General features: G+C 71.7%; 2 protein-coding genes. Both read right to left on the minus strand.

What is annotated here, in order from left to right:
- A partial coding sequence (locus ACWC9R_RS35030) for a type I polyketide synthase (protein WP_450737708.1) occupies window positions 1-4,172 on the minus strand: 4,172 nt, incomplete at its 3' end.
- Between the two features lie 45 nt (window positions 4,173-4,217).
- The coding region (locus ACWC9R_RS35035) for a type I polyketide synthase (RefSeq protein WP_450737710.1) at window positions 4,218-19,241 on the minus strand (15,024 nt) is incomplete at its 5' end.

Here is a 19,241-nt window from a genome sequence, read left to right on the forward strand (position 1 = left end):
CCGGCAGCCAACGCCGCCCGCACCTCCGGAAGATCCCCCAACAGCGGACTCGGACGAGCGCTGGTAAACGCGGGGGCAAAGCGCTCCCACTCCACGTCCGCCACCACCACCGAACCCTCGCCTACAGCCCTCTCCAACGCCGACACCGCCAACGCCGGATCAAGCGCCTTCAACCCGCGACGCAGCAGATGCTCCTCCGCGCCTTCCACACCCGCCATACCTCCACCGGCCCACGGACCCCACGCCACCGCACAACCCACCACACCCCGCGCACGACGAGCCTCCACCAACCCCTCAACGAAGGCATTCCCCGCCGCATACGCCCCCTGACCACCACTCCCCCACACACCAGCAATCGACGAGAACACCACAAAAGCATCCAACTCCCGGTCACCCAGCACCTCATCCAGCGCCACGGCACCGGCAACCTTCGCCCCCATCACCTCAGCGAAATGCTCCGCATCCGCCTCAGCCAACGGAACCGAATCCACCACACCTGCCGCATGAACGACGGCATCCACCGCGCAGCCGGACAACAACTCCTCGACCGCACCACGATCGGCCACATCACAGGCCGCCACCGTCACCCGCACCCCGAGGGCGGACAGCTCGGCCTCCAACTCCGGCGCACCAGGCGCCTCCCGACCACGACGGCTCGTCAGGACGAGATGCTCCGCACCCCGCTCAGCCGCCCAACGCGCCACCCGCGCACCCAACGCACCCGTACCACCCGTAATCAACACCGTCCCACGCGGCCGCCAACCACCCGCCGCCTCACCGACCGGAGCCGGAGCATGCACCAGCCGACGCCCGAACACCCCCGACGACCGCACCGCCACCTGATCCTCACCACCAACGGCCAAGACACCCACAAGCCGATCAAGAGCCCTACGGTCCACCGCCTCCGGCAGGTCCACCAGACCACCCCAACGGTCCGGATACTCCAGCGCCGCCACCCGACCCACGCCCCACACCGCCGCCAGCACCGGATCGGGCCCACCATCCGACCGACCCACCGCAGCAGCCCCCCGCGTCACCACCCACACACGCCCACCCACCGCGGCGTCCCCCAACGCCTGCACCACCACCGCAGCCCGCACCACATCCACCACACCCACCACCAACACACCGGCAACCGGCTCCCCACCAGCCACCGCACCCACCCGCTCAGCCAACAACCCCCGGTCCCACTCCCCCGCACCACACTCCACCCGCTCAACCGCCAAACCACACCCCGCCAGACCCTCCACCACAGCCTCGGCAAACGCATCCCCCGCAGCCACCACCACAAGCCAACGACCACCCAGCACCCCACCCGGCTGCGCCGCCAACGGCTTCCACTCCACCCGATACCGCCAGCCGTCCACGGCGGACTGCTCGCGCGGCTCGGGTGTGGCGCCCGTCGACTCCAGCCAGTAGCGCTCGCGCTGGAACGCGTAGGTGGGCAGATCCACCCGCCGCGCCCCGGTGCCCGCGAAGTACGCGGCCCAGTCGATCGGCGCGCCCGACGCGAAGGCGCCGGCCACCGCTGACATCAGCGACAGGGGCTCGGGCCGGTTTGCCCGCAGGGAGGCGAGGAACACCCGCTCGGTGTCGTCGCCCCCGTCGTCCGAGAGGCAGGCCTGTGCCATCGCCGTAAGGGTGCCTCCGGGTCCCAGCTCCAGGAGCCGGGTCACTCCGTGCTCTGCGAGCCAACGGACGCCGTCGGCGAACCGGACGGCCTCCCGCACATGCCGCACCCAGTAGTCAGCAGAGGCCAACTCCTCCGCCTTGGCGAGTTCGCCGGTCACATTCGAGACCACGGGGATGCGCGGCTGCTCGTACGTGACGCTCTCCGCGACGGCACGGAACTCGTCGAGCATCGGCTCCATCAGCGGGGAGTGGAAAGCATGGCTCACCTGGAGCCGCTTCACCTTCCGACCCTCCGACTCGAAACGCCCCGCGATTTCGGCAACAGCGGACTCGTCGCCCGAAACCACCACCGACTGCGGACCATTCACCGCAGCGATGCTCACCCGCTGCTCAAGTCCGTCCAGCAGCGGCAGCACCTCGGCCTCCGACGCCTGAAGCGACACCATCGCCCCACCCGCCGGCAGCGCCTGCATCAACCGGCCGCGGGCAGCGACCAGTCGGCAGGCGTCCTTCAGGGACAGCACGCCCGCCACATGCGCGGCCGTCAACTCGCCGATGGAGTGTCCCAGCAGGTATTTGGGCTTGAGGCCCCAGGACTCGACCAGCCGGTAGAGCGCCACCTCGACGGCGAAGAGCGCGGGCTGGGTGAAGGCCGTCCGGTGGAGGGCGTCGGAGTCCTCGCCGAAGAGGACGTCGCGCAGGGGGCGTTCCAGCTGGGTGTCGAGGAGCGCGCACGCCTCGTCGAACGCTGCGGCGAAGGCCGGGTATGTGCCATACAACTCCCGTCCCATTGCGGCACGTTGGGCACCCTGCCCCGTGAAGAGGAAGGCGGTGGCACCGCGCATCGTGCGGCCGCCCACCACGTCGGCGTTGGGTCCCTCGGCGCCCGTGGTGGCCAGTTCCTCCAGGCCGCGCAGGGCGGCGGCCCGGTCCTCGGCGAGTACCACGGCGCGGTGTTCGAACGCGGTCCGTGTGGTGGTCAGGGAGCGGCCGACGTCGGTCAGGTCCAGCTCGTCCTGCCTGACCCGGGTCAGCAGCTGTGCCGCTTGTGCGCGAAGGGCCGCCGCGTTGCGGGCGGACACCACCCAGGGGACGAGGGGCAGGGCGCGGGCGGGCTCGTCGCCGGCCTCCGGTGCCGGGGCCTCCTCGTTCGCCGGTGCCTCCTCCAAGATGGCGTGTGCGTTGGTGCCGCTGATGCCGAACGAGGAGACACCGGCACGGCGCGGGCGCCCGTCCGGCTGCCAGGGCCGCTCCTCGGTCAGTACCTCGACCTCGCCGGCGCTCCACTCGATGTGGCGGGACGGCTCGGAGATGTGGAGGGACTTGGGCAGCGTCCCGTGGTGCATGGCCATGACCATCTTGATGACGCTGCCGACGCCGGCCGCCGACTGGGTGTGGCCGATGTTGGACTTGAGCGAGCCGAGCCGCAGCGGCCCGTTGTCCGCGCGGTCCTTTCCGTAGGTGGCGAGCAGCGCCTGGGCCTCGATGGGGTCACCCAGCGAGGTTCCCGTGCCGTGGGCGTCGACGGCGTCGACATCGCTCGGGGAGAGTCCCGCCCGGGACAGCGCGGAGCGGATGACCCGCTGCTGGGAGGGGCCGTTGGGGGCGGTGAGGCCGTTGGAGGCACCGTCGGAGTTGATGGCGGTGCCCCGGACGACGGCCAGCACCGGGTGGCCGTTCTTGCGGGCGTCGGAGAGCCGCTCGACGAGCAGCATGCCGGCGCCCTCGGACCAGCCGGTGCCGTCGGCGTCGTCGGAGAACGGCTTGCAGCGGCCGTCGGCGGCCAGGCCGCGCTGCCGGCTGAACTCGAAGAACATCGCCGGTGTGCACATCACGGCGACTCCGCCGGCCAGTGCCAGATCGCATTCGCCGCGGCGCAGTGCGTGGCAGGCCCAGTGCAGGGCGACCAGCGAGGAGGAGCAGGCGGTGTCGACGGTGACGGCGGGGCCTTCGAGGCCGAGGGTGTAGGCGATCCGGCCGGAGGCGACGGAGGTGGCGTTTCCGGCGAGGAGCAGCCCCTGGACGCCTTCGGGGAGGTCGGCGACGCCGATGCCGTACCCCGAGGTGGCGGCGCCGACGAACACTCCGCCGTTGGAGCCGCGCACCGAGGTGGGGTCGATTCCCGCGCGTTCGAAGGCCTCCCAGGCCACTTCGAGCAGCAGTCGCTGCTGCGGGTCGGTGGCCAGTGCCTCCCGGGGGCTCATCCCGAAGAACGCCGGGTCGAAGTACCCCGCGTCGTGGAGAAAGCCGCCTTCGCGGACATAGATCGAGCCCGGCTTGTCCGGGTCCGGGTCGTAGGCCGCGTCGACGTCCCAGCCCCGGTCGACCGGGAAGCCGGAGACGGCGTCCCCGCCTTCGGCGACCAGCTGCCACAGGTCTTCCGGAGTACGCACGCTGCCGGGGTAGCGGCAGCTCATCGCGACGATGGCGATGGGCTCCTGGTCTCTGCCCTCGGCCTCGCGGAGCTGGCGACGGGTCTGCCGAAGCTCGGTCGTCACCCGCTTCAGGTACTCCATGTACTTCTCGTCGTCAGCAGCCACCAACGTCACATCCTCGAGCACAGCCGAGCGGTTCCCCGCGTCCGGTCACGACGTTCCCAGTTCCTTGTCGATGAGGTCGAACAGCTCACCGGCGGTCGATGCCGATGCCAGCTCCCCGTCGTCCTCATCGTTTTCCGCGTACGGACCCGCGCCTTGCGCCTGCTCGCCGTCGCCCTGCCAGTGCGCGGCCAGTGCCCGCAGCCGGCCGGCGATCTCGGCCCGTTCCTCGTCTCCGACGGTGGCCCCGGCCAGCGCCGCCTCCAACCGGGTGAGCTCGCCGAGGACCGGCTGCGCACCCGAGATCTCGGGCAGGTCGATCTCGTCCAGGACATGGCGCACCAGGACGAGCGGTGTCGGGTAGTCGAAGACGAGGGTGGCAGGCAGCCTGAGCTGTGTCGCCGCGTTGAGGTGGTTGCGGAGTTCCACCGCCGTCAGCGAGTCGAAGCCCAGTTCCTTGAAGGCCTGGTCGGGTTCGATGTCCTCGGCGGCTCCGTGTCCGAGGACGAGGGCCACCTGTGTGCAGAGCAGGTCGAGCAGATACTGTTCGCGGTCCGCCGCAGGCAGTGCGGCCAGTCGCGCCGCGAGATCCTGCGCTGTCTCCGTTCCCTTCGCCGCGGCGGCGGCCGCGGTCTGGTGGCGGGCGGGTGCCCGGACCAGGCCGCGGAGCAGCGGCGGCACGGCCTCGGGGCGGGCGCGCAAAGGCGCCGTGTCGAGGTTCATCGGCAGCAGCAGCGGCCGGGCCAGGTCCCGTGCGGTGTCGAGGAGACCGAGCCCCTGTTCCGGGGTGAGCGCGAGCATGCCGCCGCGTGCCATGCGCTGCAGATCGGCTTCGCTCAGTTCGCCCGTCATGCCGACGCCGGGAGCCCAGGCGCCCCAAGCCAGTGACTGTGCGGGGAGCCCCAGTCCACCGCGCCGGCAGGCCAGCGCGTCCACGAAGGCGTTCGCCGCCGCGTAGTTGGCCTGTCCGGCACTGCCGAACGTCCCCGCCACCGAGGAGAAGACGACGAACGCCGCCAGGTCCTCGTGCCGGGTCAGCTCGTGCAGGTTGCTGACCGCGTCCACCTTCGGCGCGAGCACGGTGTCCAGCCTCTGCGGAGTCAGCGAGGACAGGATGCCGTCGTCGAGCACTCCGGCCGTATGCACGACCGCGGTGAGCGGGTGCTGCGGCGGTACGGAGGCCAGCAGGTCGCGCAGTGCCTCGCGATCGGCGCTGTCGCAGGCGGCGACGGTGACCTCGGCGCCGAGGGCGGTGAGTTCGGCGCGCAGTGCGTCGACGCCCGGAGCCTGCGCGCCGCGCCGGCTGGCCAGGAGGAGGTGGCGTACTCCGTGCTCGGCCACCAGGTGCCGGGCCACCAGCGCGCCCAGACCACCCGTGCCACCGGTCACCAGCGCCGTGCCCTGTGGGTCGAGGGGAGCCGGCACGGTCAGTACGACCTTGCCGACGTGCCGGGCCTGGCTGAGGTGCCGGAAGGCCTCCGGCGCTCTGCGTACGTCCCAGGCCGTCACGGGCAGGGGCTGCAAGGCGCCCCGCTCGAAGAGGTCGAGGAGCGCGGCCAGCATCTCCCCGATCCGCTCGGGGCCCGCCTCCCAGAGGTCGAACGCCCGGTAGCGCACACCCTCATGCGCGGCCGCGACCTCCTGCGCGTCACGCACATCGGTCTTGCCCATCTCCAGGAACCGCCCACCCCGCGGCAACAACCGCAGCGAAGCGTCCACGAACTCCCGCGCCAGGGAGTCCAGCACCACATCCACACCACGGCCGGCGGTCGCCGCCAGGAACGACCGCTCGAAGTCCAGGTCACGGGACGAAGCGATATGCCCCTCGTCCAGACCCGAGCCGCGCAGCGTCTCCCACTTCCCCGGACTCGCCGTACCGAACACCTCCGCACCCATATGCCGCGCCAACTGCACCGCGGCCATACCGACACCACCCGCGGCGGCATGCACCAACACCGACTCGCCCGCCTGGAGTTCGCCCAGGTCCACCAGCGCGTAGTACGCCGTCAGGAACACGACGGGGACCGAGGCGGCCTGCGCGAAGGACCAGCCCTCGGGGACGCGGGCCAGCAGTCGGCGGTCGGCCACCGCGAGCGGGCCGAAGGCGCCGAAGAACATGCCCATCACCCGGTCACCCGGTCGCAGGTCCGTTACCCCGGGTCCGACCTCCAGCACCACTCCGGCGCCCTCACTGCCGAGTGCGCCGGCCTCGCCGGGGTACATCCCCAGCGCGTTGAGCACATCGCGGAAGTTGACACCTGCCGCACGCACCCCGATGCGTACCTGTCCGGCCGCCAACTCGGCTTCTGCGTCCGGGCATTCGGCCAGCAGCAGGTTGTCCAGGGTGCCCTTCTCGGCGATGTCGAGCCGCCAGGCGTCCCCGTCCGTGTCGGGCCGGCGCAGCGCGTCCGCGGTCGAGACCCGGGCCAGCCGCGGTACGTACAGCGCTCCCGCCCGTACCGCGGACTCGGGCTCGCCGCTCGCGAGGGCGCCGGGCACGACCGCGGCCGAGGCCGCCGTGCCGTCGAGGTCGAGGAGCGTGAGCCGGCCCGGGTTCTCCACCGCGGCGGCCCGCACCAGGCCCCAGACCGCGGCCTGCGCCGGGTCCGGGTGGTCCGCTTCCGAGGTGCTCACCGCGCCGTGCGTGAGGATGACCAGCCGGGAGGCGGCGAAGCGCTCGTCGGCCAGACACGTCTGGAGCAGTGCGAGCGTGTCGTGGGCCGCGGTGTGCGCCCCTGCGGCAGCGTCCGACGGGTCCGCCGTCCTGGTGGCGCTGACCAGCACCACGGGAGGCACCTCGTCGGCCAGCTCGGTCACACTGTCCGTCGCCTCCACCTCTACGCCGGTGCCGTCCAGCGCCACGGCCAGCGCCATGTCCCCGACGACCGCCCACCGCTCACCGGACGGTGCGGTGGGCATCGGCACGGTGTTCCAGTCCACCTGGAACAGCGCGTCGTGGTAGGCCGCGCCGCCGCTCACCTGCCCACCGGATACCTGGCGGAGCGTCAAGGAGTCGATGGAGGCGACCGCACCCCCTGTGGGGTCGGCCAGTTCGAGCGAGACCGACTCGGGCCCGGACTGGACCAGGCGGACCCGCAGGGCGGTGGCTCCGGCGGCGCGCAGGGAGACGCCGTTCCAGGAGAACGGCAGCCGTCCCCGGCCGACATCCTCCATGGACACGAACATCATCGCGTGCAGTGCGGAGTCGAGCAGCGCGGGATGCAGCCCGAACGCTCCGGCCGGCCCGTGGTGCTCGTCCGGCAGTCCGACCTCGGCGAAGATCTCGTCACCGCGCTGCCAGACGGCCTGCAGCCCGCGGAAGACCGGGCCGTAGGCGAATCCGGCCTCGGCGAACCGACCGTAGAAGTCGTCGACCGAGGTGGCCTCGGCGCCGCGCGGGGGCCAGACCGTGAAGTCGTACGGCTCGTCCTGGTCCGCGGCCGCCCCGGAGGACACCACACCGCTGGCGTTGCGCACCCACGGCTGTTCGCCGAGGTCGTCCTCCGGCCGGGAGTACAGGTTCAGCGTCCGCCGCCCGGACTCGTCCGGCGCCTCCACCGCAAGCTGCAGCTGCACCGCCCCGCGCTCCGGCAGGACGAGCGGCGCGGCGATCGTGAACTCCTCCACCCGGTCGCAGCCCACCTCGTCGGCCGCGCGTACGGCCAGTTCGAGGAAGCCCGTACCGGGGAACAGGACGGTCCCGGTCACCGCGTGGTCGGCGAGCCACGGGTGGGTGCGCAGCGACAGCCTGCCGGTGAAGAGGAAGGCGTCCGAGCCGGCCACCTCGACCGCCGCGCCGAGCAGGGGATGGTCCGCCGAGCCGAGTCCCGCCGAGCTGATGTCGCCGGTCGGCAGGACGGGCGGCTTGGGCCAGTAGCGGTGCCGCTGGAACGCGTAGGTCGGCAGACCCACGCGCCGGGCGGTGCCGTCCTTGAACGCGGCCTCCCAGGTCAGCGGCGTCCCGGCGGCGAACATCTGGGCGAGGGCGGCGAGCAGGCCAGACGCCTCCGCACGGTCCTTCCGCAGCGCGGGGACGAGGAGGTGGCCGGGCTCGTCGAGGCAGCTCTGTGCCATGGCGGTGAGAGTGCCGTCCGGGCCGATCTCCAGGAACCGGGTGACCTCGTGCTCCTCCAGCCACCGGACACCGTCGGCGAAACGGACGGCTTCACGGACATGACGCACCCAGTAGTCGGGGAAGGTCAGTTCCGCTGCGGTGGCGAGAGTGCCGGTCACGTTCGAGACCACCGGGATGCGGGGCTCCTCGTACGCCACGCTTTCGGCGACGGTCCGGAATTCCGCGAGCATCGGCTCCATCAGCGGCGAGTGGAAAGCATGGCTGACCTGGAGCCGCTTCACCTTCCGACCCTCGGACTCGAAACGCCCGGCGAAGTCCGCGACCGCGGCCTCCTCACCGGCTATGACGATCGAGTTCGGACCGTTCACCGCGGCGATGCTCACCTGCCGCTCCAGGCCCTCCAGCAGCGGAAGTACCTCGGCCTCGGTGGCTTGGAGAGAGACCATGGCGCCGCCGGCCGGGAGGGCCTGCATCAACCGGCCACGGGCGGCCACCAGACGGCAGGCGTCCTCCAGAGACAAGACACCCGCCACATGAGCAGCCACCAACTCACCGATGGAATGACCCATGAGGTAGTCGGGACGCACACCGAAGGACTCGAAGAGCCGGAACAGCGCCACCTCAACGGCGAACAACGCCGGCTGAGTGAAGCCGGTCTGGTTCAGCCGCTCCACATCCGCGTCCTCATCCGAACCGAACACCACACTCCGCAACGGCGACACCAACTCACCGTCGAAGTGCGCACACACGGCATCAAAGGCGTCCGCGAAGACGGGGAACGACTCGTACAACTCCCTTCCCATTCCCAGTCGTTGCGCGCCCTGCCCCGTGAACAGCAGAGCCAGCCGACCGGCTGTCCGTACGGACCCGGTGACGGCGTGCGGAGAGGGACCCTCAGCCGCCACGGCAGCCAGGCCGCGGAGCAGCTCGTCCCGGTCCGAACCGAGAACCACGGCTCGGTGCTCCATGACCGAGCGTGTGGTGGCCAGCGACAGGCCCACGTCGGCAGTGCGAAGGGCCGGGAAGGACTCGACGTGTGCGAGCAGCCGGGCGGCCTGTGCGCGGAGCGCGGACCTGGTCTTGCCGGTGATCACCCAGGGGACGGGGGAGGTCTCCGCAGGTGTCCGGACTCCCCCGGCGGTCTCTTCTGCAGGCGCTGGTGAGGCCTCGGATTCCGTGGACGGGGCCTCTTCGATGATGGTGTGGGCGTTGGTGCCGCTGATCCCGAACGAGGACACACCGGCCCGCCGTGGCCTACCCGACTCGGGCCACTCCACCGTCTCCGTCAGCAGCCGCACCTCCCCCGCCGACCACTCCACATGCGACGACGGCTCGTCGACGTGCAGCGTCTGCGGCAGAACACCGTGCTGCAACGCCAGCACCATCTTGATCACACCCGCCACACCCGCAGCCGCCTGCGTATGCCCAAGGTTCGACTTCACCGAACCCAGCCACAACGGCCGGCCCTCATCCCGGTCCTGGCCATACGTCGCAATCAGCGCCTGCGCCTCAATCGGGTCACCCAACGACGTCCCCGTGCCATGCGCCTCCACCACATCCACGTCGGAAGGCGAGAGTCCCGCCCCCGCCAGCGCCTGCCGGATCACCCGCTGCTGCGACGGACCATTCGGCGCGGTCAGACCGTTGGAGGCACCGTCCTGGTTCACGGCACTGCCACGCACGACCGCCAGCACCTGGTGACCGTTCCGCCGCGCATCCGACAACCGCTCCACCACCAGCACACCCACACCCTCGGAGAACCCCGCACCATCCGCAGCATCCGAGAACGCCTTGCACCGACCATCAGCCGCCAACCCCCGCTGCCGACTGAAATCCACAAACAACCCCGGCGTCGACATCACCGTCACACCACCCGCCAACGCCAGATCACACTCACCCGCACGCAATGACTGCACCGCCAGATGCAACGCCACCAACGACGCCGAACACGCCGTATCCACCGTCACCGCAGGCCCCTCAAGACCAAACACATACGACAACCGCCCCGACACCACACTCGCCGCATTACCCGTGCCGATGTAGCCCCCCAGGTCCTCCTCACCGGAGGCCACCAACAACCCGGTGTAGTCCTGGCCGTTGGTGCCGGCGAAGACGCCGGTGCGGCTGCCGCGCAGCGAGGCCGGGTCGATGCCGGCCCGTTCGAAGGCCTCCCATGACGTCTCCAGCAGCAACCGCTGCTGGGGGTCCATGGCCACCGCCTCACGCGGCGAGATTCCGAAGAAGCCCGGGTCGAACTCATCCACTCCCGGCAGGAACCCACCCTCACGTGTGGAGACCTTCCCGGGACGCCCCGGCTCCGGGTCGTACAGCCCCTCAATATCCCAGCCACGATCGTCCGGGAACTGCACCACACCGTCCCCGCCCTCGGCCAGCAAGCCCCACAACTCCTCCGGCGACGCCACACCACCGGGGAAGCGGCAGCTCATCGCCACGATCGCCACCGGCTCGTCATGCTCCGGCTGTCCTGTGGGCGCGGTGGCCGGCGCGATGGCCGACGCCGTCGCGGCTCCGTCGTGGGCCGTCGTGTCGGACAGTTCGGTCAGCAGGAAGTCCGCGAGTACCGCGCAGGTCGGGTAGTCGAAGACGAGCGTGGCGGGCAGTCGCAGACCGGTGATGCCGTTCATGCCGTTGCGCAGCTCGACGGCGCTGAGCGAGTCGAAACCGAGGTCGCTGAAGGCCCGTTCGGGGTCGACCGCCGAGGGGCCGGCGTAGCCGAGCACAGTGGCGACATAGCTGCGGACGACGTCCAGGATCATGCCGGCGCGTTCGGACTCGGCGAGTCCCGCGAGGTGCTGGAGCAGCTTGGCGGCGTCCGAGCCGCTGTCGTCGTTCTCCTGTGCCGTGTCCAGGAAACGTTGTGCATCCGGCAGGTCGCGCAGCAGTGCGCTGGGCCGGGAGGCGGTGAAGGCGGGGGTGAACTTGTCCCAGCCGAGGTCGGTGACGGAGACGTAGGTCTCGTCGTGGTCCAGGGCCTGCTGAAGTGCTCCGCAGGCGAGTTCGGGCTGCATGTCGTAGACGCCGTAGCGCCGGAGCCGGTCGCCGACGGCGCCCTCGCCCATTCCGTCTCCGGACCAGTGGCCCCAGGCGACGGCGGTGGCGGGAAGTCCTTCGGCGCGGCGCCGGTCGGCGAGTGCGTCGAGGAAGGCGTTGCCGGGGGCGTAGTTGCCGAGGCCGGGGCCGCTGATGGTGCCGGAGGTGGAGGAGAACAGCACGAACGCGGACAGCTCGCGTTCCCGGGTCAGCGCGTCGAGGTTGAGCGCCGCGGTGACCTTGGCGCGCAGCACGGTGTCCATCCGGCCGGGGTCGAGGGAGTCGATCACGCCGTCGTCCAACGAGCCCGCGACATGCATGACCGCGTCGAGGGGGTACTCCTCGGGCACGGCTGCCAGCAGGTCGTGCAGCGCCTCGCGGTCGGCGACGTCGCAGGCGGCGAGGGTGACGCGGGAGCCGAGCGCGGTGAGTTCGGCTTCGAGTTCCGCCGCGCCGGGTGCCTCGGAGCCGCGGCGGCTGGTGAGCAGCAGATGCTCGGCGCCCTGGCGGGCCAGCCAGCGGGCGATGTGGCCGCCGACGGCTCCGGTGCCGCCGGTGACGAGGACGGTGCCGCGGGGCCGCCAGGTGCGCCGGGCCGGGGTGCCGGCGAGCGGGGCGCGTACCAGGCGGCGGCCGTAGGCTCCGGAGGCGCGCAGGGCGATCTGGTCCTCGCCGTCCGGGCTCGCGAGCAGGGCACAGAGCCGGTCGGCGGACCGCTTGTCGAGCGCCTCGGGCAGGTCGAGGAGGCCTCCCCAGCGGTCGGAGTGTTCCAGGGCGGCGACCCGGCCCATGCCCCAGACCAGAGCCTGGTGGGCGTGGGTGACGGACTCGGAGCGGCCGATGGCGACCGCCCCGCGGGTGGTGCACCACAGGGGCGCCTCGATGCCCAGGTCGCCGAGTGACTGGAGGAGGGACAGGGTCCCGGCCAGCCCCACGGGGACGGCGGGGTGGGCGGGGTGGGCGCGCTCGTCCAGCGGGAGCAGCGACAGCACTCCGGTGAGGCCGTCGCCGTCGAGCGCCTCGCGCAGCCGGCCCGTGGTCCGCTCGCGGCAGGAGCCGTCCTCGGGAGCCAGCTCCAGGAGGCGTACCCGGGCGCCGTGTGCGGTGAACGCTTCCTGTACGACGGCCACCCGGTCATCGGCGGTTTCCGCCGCCGGGGCGACCAGCAGCCAGGTGCCGTGCAGGGCGGCGGCGGTGCGCTCGGCGAGCGGCGACCAGCGCACGGTGTAGCGCCAGTTGTCGACGGTGGACCTCTCGCGGCTGTTCCTGCGCCACGACGACAGGGCGGGCAGTACGGCGCTCAGCGGCTCGTTGCCGTCCAGGGCGAGGGTGTCGGCGAGGGCCTGGAGGTCCTCCTGTTCGACGCTCTCCCAGAACTTCGCCTCGACGGCGTCGGACAGCGGCTTCTCCTGGCTGTCGGCGGCAGCCAGTTCGCGTGCCTGGGGCCAGTACCGCGCACGCTGGAAGGGGTAGGTCGGCAGGTCGACGCGGCGGGCGCCGGTGCTCGCGTAGACGGCGGTCCAGTCGACGGCCACGCCCTGCGCATGTGCTTCGGCGAGGGAGGTGAGGAGCCGGCGGAGGCCGCCGTCGTCCCGCCGCAGGGTGCCGAGCACGGCGGCGTCCGTGCCGAGTGCGTCCACGCAGTCGCGGAGCCCACCGGACAGCACGGGGTGCGGGCTGACCTCGATGAAGGCACGGTGTCCCGCGGCCACCAGAGCGCGGATGGCGTCCTCGAACCGCACGGTCTGCCGCAGGTTCGTGTACCAGTAGTCGGGGTCGAGGCCGGTGGTGTCCTGCCACTGGCCGGTGACGGTCGAGAAGAAGGGGATGGTGGCGGCGGCGGGGCTGATGCCGTCGAGTGCGTCGAGCACCTGGGCCCGCACCGGCTCGACCTGCGCCGAGTGGGAGCCGTAGTCGACGGAGACCTTGCGGGCCTGCACGCCGTCCGCGGTCAGCGCGGCGAACAGCTCGTCGAGCGCGTCCGCGGCGCCGGAGACCACGACGGAGGCGGGGCCGTTCACGGCGGCTACGGACAGCCGCTCGCCCCACGGCCCGAGGCGCTCACGCACCGTTTCGGCGGGCAGCTGGACGGACATCATGCCGCCGCTTCCCGTGACGGCGGTCAGGGCCCGGCTGCGCAGGGCCACCACGCGCGCCCCGTCGTCCAGGGTCAGCGCCCCGGCGACACAGGCGGCGGCGATCTCCCCCTGGCTGTGTCCGACGACCGCGTCGGGCTCCACTCCGTACGAGCGCCACAGCTCGGCGAGCGACACCATGACGGCCCACAGTGCGGGCTGGATGACGTCGACCCGTTCGAGGTCCGGTGCGTCGGCGTCGCCGCGCAGGACGGCCGTCAGTGACCAGTCGACGAAGGGGGCGAGGGCGGTTTCGCAGGCGGCCAGTCGGTCGGCGAACACCGTTGATTCCGCGAGCAGTTCGCGCGCCATGCCGGCCCACTGGCTGCCCTGGCCGGGGAAGACCAGGACGGGGCGGGCGCTGCCGTCGCGGGCGACGCCGCGGGGCACGTCGGAGACCATCGCGCCTTCGGCGATCTCGCGCAGGCCGCGGTCGAGGTCGTCCCGGTCGGCCGCGACGAGCACCGCCCGGTGCTCGAAGGCGGAGCGCGTGGTGGCGAGCGAGAATCCGAGCCCGGCGAGGTCGCACTCGTCCGGCCGGGCGAGCAGGTGGGAACGCAGCCGTGCGGCCTGGTCGCGCAGCGCATCCTCGGTACGCGCCGACAGGGGCAGCGGCACGACGGGGAGCGCGGTTGCCGTGGAGGTGTCCGGCCGCGTCCGCTGCCGGGGTGCCTCCTCCACGATGACGTGCGCGTTGGTGCCGCTCATCCCGAACGAGGAGACACCGGCCCGGCGGGGCTCGGCCGCGTCCGGCCAGGTGACGGCCTCGTTGAGCAGCCGTACGTTGCCGGCCGTCCAGTCGACGTGCGGGCTGGCCTCCTCGGCGTGCAGCGTCTTGGGAAGCAGCCCGTTGCGCAGCGCCATCACCATCTTGATGACGCCGCCCACGCCGGCGGCGGCCTGGCTGTGTCCGATGTTCGACTTGAGCGAGCCGAGCCACAGCGGGCGGCCGTCGTCGCGGTCCTGTCCGTAGGCGGCGATCAGGGCCTGGGCTTCGATCGGGTCGCCGAGTGTGGTGCCCGTGCCGTGCGCCTCGACGGCGTCCACCTGCTGCGGGCCGAGTCCGGCGGCGGCCAGTGCCCGCCGGATGACGCGCTGCTGGGACGGGCCGTTGGGCGCGGTCAGGCCGTTCGACGCACCGTCCTGGTTGAGGGCGCTGCCGCGGACGACGGCCAGGACGGGGTGCCCGTTGCGCCGGGCGTCGGACAACCGCTCGACGGCCACCATGCCGACGCCCTCGGCCCAGCTCGCGCCGTCGGCGTCGGCCGAGAACGGCTTGCAGCGGCCGTCCTCGGCGAGCGCCCGCTGCCTGCTGAACTCGATGAGCGAACCGGGGGTGGACATCACCGTCACACCGCCCGCGAGCGCGAGGTCGCACTCGCCCTGACGGAGCGACTGGACGGCCAGATGCAGGGCGACCAGGGACGAGGAACAGGCGGTGTCGACGCTGACGGCCGGCCCTTCGAGGCCGAGGGTGTAGGCGATCCGCCCGGACAGCACGCTGGGCGAGTTCCCGGTGCCGATGTATCCCTCGAAGCTCTCCTGCGCTCCGCCGAGGATGCCGATGTAGTCCTGGTAGGTGACGCCCGCGAAGACGCCGGTGAGGGTGCCGCGGGCGGCCGCGGGGTCGATCCCGGAGCGTTCCAGGGCCTCCCACGACGCTTCGAGCAGCAGCCGCTGCTGCGGGTCCATCGACAGCGCCTCGCGGGGGCTGATGCCGAAGAAGCCCGGGTCGAAGTGGCTGGCGTCGTGCAGGAAGCCGCCTTCGCGGGTGTAGCAGGTGCCCGGATGGTCCGGGTCCGGGTGGTACAGGCCGGCGAGGTCCCAGCCGCGGTCGTCGGGGAACGGGGAGATCCCGTCGCCGCCCGCGGCGACCAGCTCCCACAACTCCTCGGGGGTGCGGATGCCGCCCGGGTAGCGACAACTCATCCCGACGATGACCACCGGGTCGTCGTCGGCGGGCACACCGGACGGCATGGGCGCCAAGTCGCCTGTCTCTCCGGTGAGTTCACCGTCCATGTAGCGGGCGAGTGCCACCGGGGTCGGGTAGTCGAACACGAGCGTGGCGGGCAACGCCATACCCGTCGCTTCCCTGAGCTGGTTGCGCAGCTCGACGGCGGTGAGGGAGGTGAACCCGAGGTCGGTGAAGCTCCGGGAGGGCTCAACCTCGTCGGGTCCGGCATAGCCGAGGACATGGGCGATCCGGGTACGGACGAGCGTCAGCAGCACCCGGCCGCGCTCGGCCGTCCCCTTCCCGGCGAGCTGCCGCGCCATGCGGGAGGCCGCCGTCGCCTGCTCGCGCGTGGCGATCCGTCGCCCGGAGCCCTGCACCAATGCGCTGAGGACCGCCGGCAGCGGGGCCGGGGAGCCGCGCAGTGCGGCGCGGTCCACCCGCGCGGGCAGCAGCACGCTCCGGCCCGTCGCCTGAGCGGCGCCCACCAGCGTCGCGATCTCCTCGACCGGCACCGCGGAAAGCCCCGAAGTACCGGCACCGGGCGGCGGGAGCAGCGCCAGGGCGGGCAGCCCGGCGGCGGCACGCCGGTGAGCGAGCGCGGCCAGCCGCCCGCCCGCCGGGGCGTCGGCCGGACCGACGCCGATGAGGACGAACGCGGACGGCGCGCCGTTCCCGTCGGTCCCACGGGTCAGCTCGTCGAGGCGCCGGGCCGTGTCTATGTCGCGGCTCCGGCTGAGATCGGCGGTGTGGACGATGGCGCTGATGGGTCGTGCGGATGCCTGGAGTGCGGCAATGGTCGACTCCAGGCGGGTCGGGTTGTGGTCGCCTGCTGCGTCTTCCTGGTGCTCGTCCTGGTCCTGGCACGCAACGGTCTTCACCTGCGCCTCGACCTCAAGGGCGGCGGCGAACTGCTCGGCGAACGGGCCGGTGACCAGGACCGTTCCCCCTGGATTCACCTCCAACGCGGTGCGGGCGGTCGACGCACACCTCACCAGCCGCGCCGCCGACACCTCACCCCCACGAACAGCGATCTCGGACTCGCCCGTGGCAACCGCGGCGGGCAGGACACGGAGGGAGTCGAGGTCGTCGTCGATGTCCACGAGGACTATCCGGCCGGGGTGTTCCGCCTGGACAACGCGGAGCTCGTCCCAGAGGGCGGCGGCCTCGGCGCCCGGTGCCTCGTCACCGATGGCGACGGCGCACCGGGTGACGCACACCAGACGGGCCGCCGGCTCCTGGCCCAGTCGGTCGCCCAGTGCCGTGAGGGTGGTGTGCGCTTCGGCTGCGGTGGCGACACCGGTCACGAACACCGTGTCGGCAGTCTCGGCTGTGTTGGTGCCCAACGCGTCGGCCAGGCCCCAGCGGTCGCTCCCTACTACGGTCAGCCGCGGCGTATGGGCATCCGCTGCCAGGCCCCGGCCCCTGTCCGAGTCCACGGCCTCTTCCACCGTATCCACGGCTGATACCCCTATCGGTGCCCAGTGGAGACGGAGCAGCGAAGCCGGCAGCATGGGCGTCCGGTCGTCCCGCAGCTCGCCGGTCTTGCGCATCAGCATCGAGTCGACCGCGAGCACCGGCTGCCCGGAGCCATCGGCTGCCTGGAGGGACACCTCGTCAGGTCCGCGGCGGGTCAGCCGGATGCGCAGTGCGGTGGCGCCGGTGGCCTGCAAGGACACACCACGCCACGCGAACAGCATGGCCTCCGTCGCCACACCCTCCAGCACACCGAGGCCGAGGGGATGGAGCGCCGCGTCCAACAGCGCCGGGTGGAGAGAGAAGCCTTCGGCCCCGGACTCCGGCAGCTCAACTTCGGCATACACCCCATCAGCGGCCTGCCAGACGCTTCGCACGCCGCGGAAGGCCGAACCGTAGGCGAACCCAGCCGCCGCCAGCCCGTCGTACAGGTCGTCGATGTCCACGGGCTCCGCGCCGGCGGGCGGCCATACCGCGAAGTCGAAGGGCTGCGACGAACCGCTCTCCGCCAGGACGCCGCTCGCATGCCGCGTCCACGGCACATCGGCCGACGCCTCCGCAGGACGCGCGTACACACCAAGTGCCCGGTCACCGGAAGCATCCGGGTCCTCGATGCGCAGCTGCAGCTGCACCGCACCGTCCTCGGCGAGCACAAGCGGTGCTTCGAGGGCGAGTTCGCGGATGTGGGAGCAGCCGACCTCGTCCCCCGCGCGCACCGCAAGCTCCAGGAACGCCGTACTCGGTACGACGATCGCGCCCGCCACCCGGTGCTCGGCGAGCCACGGCTGCGTCCGGGGGGAGAGCCGCCCGGTCAGCACCACCTCATGGCCACCGGCCAGTGACACCGTCGCGCCCAGGAGCGGGTGTTCGGCGGCGGCAAGGCCGATCGACGAGGCGTCCGCGATGGTGGAAGGTATCTCCAGCCAGTAGTGCTGGTGCTGAAAGGCGTAAGTGGGCAGGTCGACGGGCGTGGGGGCGGGGGCAGCGGTGGCAGGGGCAGCGGCAGGGACAAGGGCAGGGAAGAACGCCTGCCAGTCGATGGCGATGCCGTGGACGTACGCCCGCCCGGCGGCCGACAGCACCGCGGACACCTCACCACGGTCATCGCCACGCAGAGCAGGAATGAGCACCTGATCCGCATCCACGTCACCGTCGAGGCACCCCTGCGCCATCGCGGTCAGGGTGCCGTCCGGGCCGATCTCCAGGAACCGGGTGACCTCATGCTCCTCCAGCCACCGGATGCCGTCGGCGAATCGGACGGCTTCACGGACATGCCGCACCCAGTAGTCGGGGGAGGTCAGTTCCGCTGCGGTGGCGAGAGTGCCGGTCACGTTCGAGACCACCGGGATGCGGGGCTCCTCGTACGTGACGTTCTCGGCGACGGAACGGAAGTCGTCGAGCATCGGCTCCATCAACGGCGAGTGGAAGGCATGGCTGACCTGGAGCCGCTTCGCCTTCCGCCCCTCGGACTCGAAACGCCCGGCGAGGTCCGCGACCGCGGCCTCCTCACCAGCAATGACGATCGAGTTCGGACCGTTCACCGCGGCGATGCTCACCTGCTGCTCCAGGCCCTCCAGCAGCGGAAGTACCTCGGCCTCGGTGGCTTGCAGGGAGACCATGGCACCGCCGGCCGGGAGGGCCTGCATCAACCGGCCACGCGCCACCACCAGACGGCAGGCATCCTCCAGAGACAAGACACCCGCCACATGAGCAGCCACCAACTCACCAATGGAATGACCCATGAGGTAATCGGGCCGAACACCGAACGACTCAAAGAGCCGGAACAGCGCCACCTCCACCGCGAACAACGCCGGCTGAGTGAAGCCGGTCTGATTCAGCCGCTCCACATCCAGGCCCTCACCCGAACCGAACACCACACCCCGCAACGGCGACACCAACTCACCATCGAAGTGCGCACACACGGCATCAAAGGCATGCGCAAACACGGGGAACGCCTCATACAGCTCCCGGCCCATCCCCAGCCGCTGCGCACCCTGCCCAGTGAAGAGCAGAGCCAGCCGACCTCCGGCGTCCACCGCACCCGTACCCGTTACCGCATGAACCGCAGCAGTTCCTCCCTCTGCCACAGCGGTGAGGCCCTCGAGGAGTTCCGCGCGCTCGGTGCCCAGGACGACGGCCCGGTGTTCAAACGCCGCACGTGTCGTGGCCAGGGCGAACCCGACCTCCGGCAGAGCGAGTTCAGGCCGCGCCTCCACATGCGCCACCAACCGCTGCGCCTGCGCCCGCAGCCCCTCCCGGCTCCGCGCCGACACCACCCACGGCACCACACCCACACCGCCAACCGGCCGGGCTTCCGCGCTCTCCTCCACCGGAGCCTGTTCGATCACCACATGCGCGTTGGTGCCGCTGACGCCGAACGCCGA

Source organism: Streptomyces sp. NPDC001219 (genome assembly GCF_053597915.1).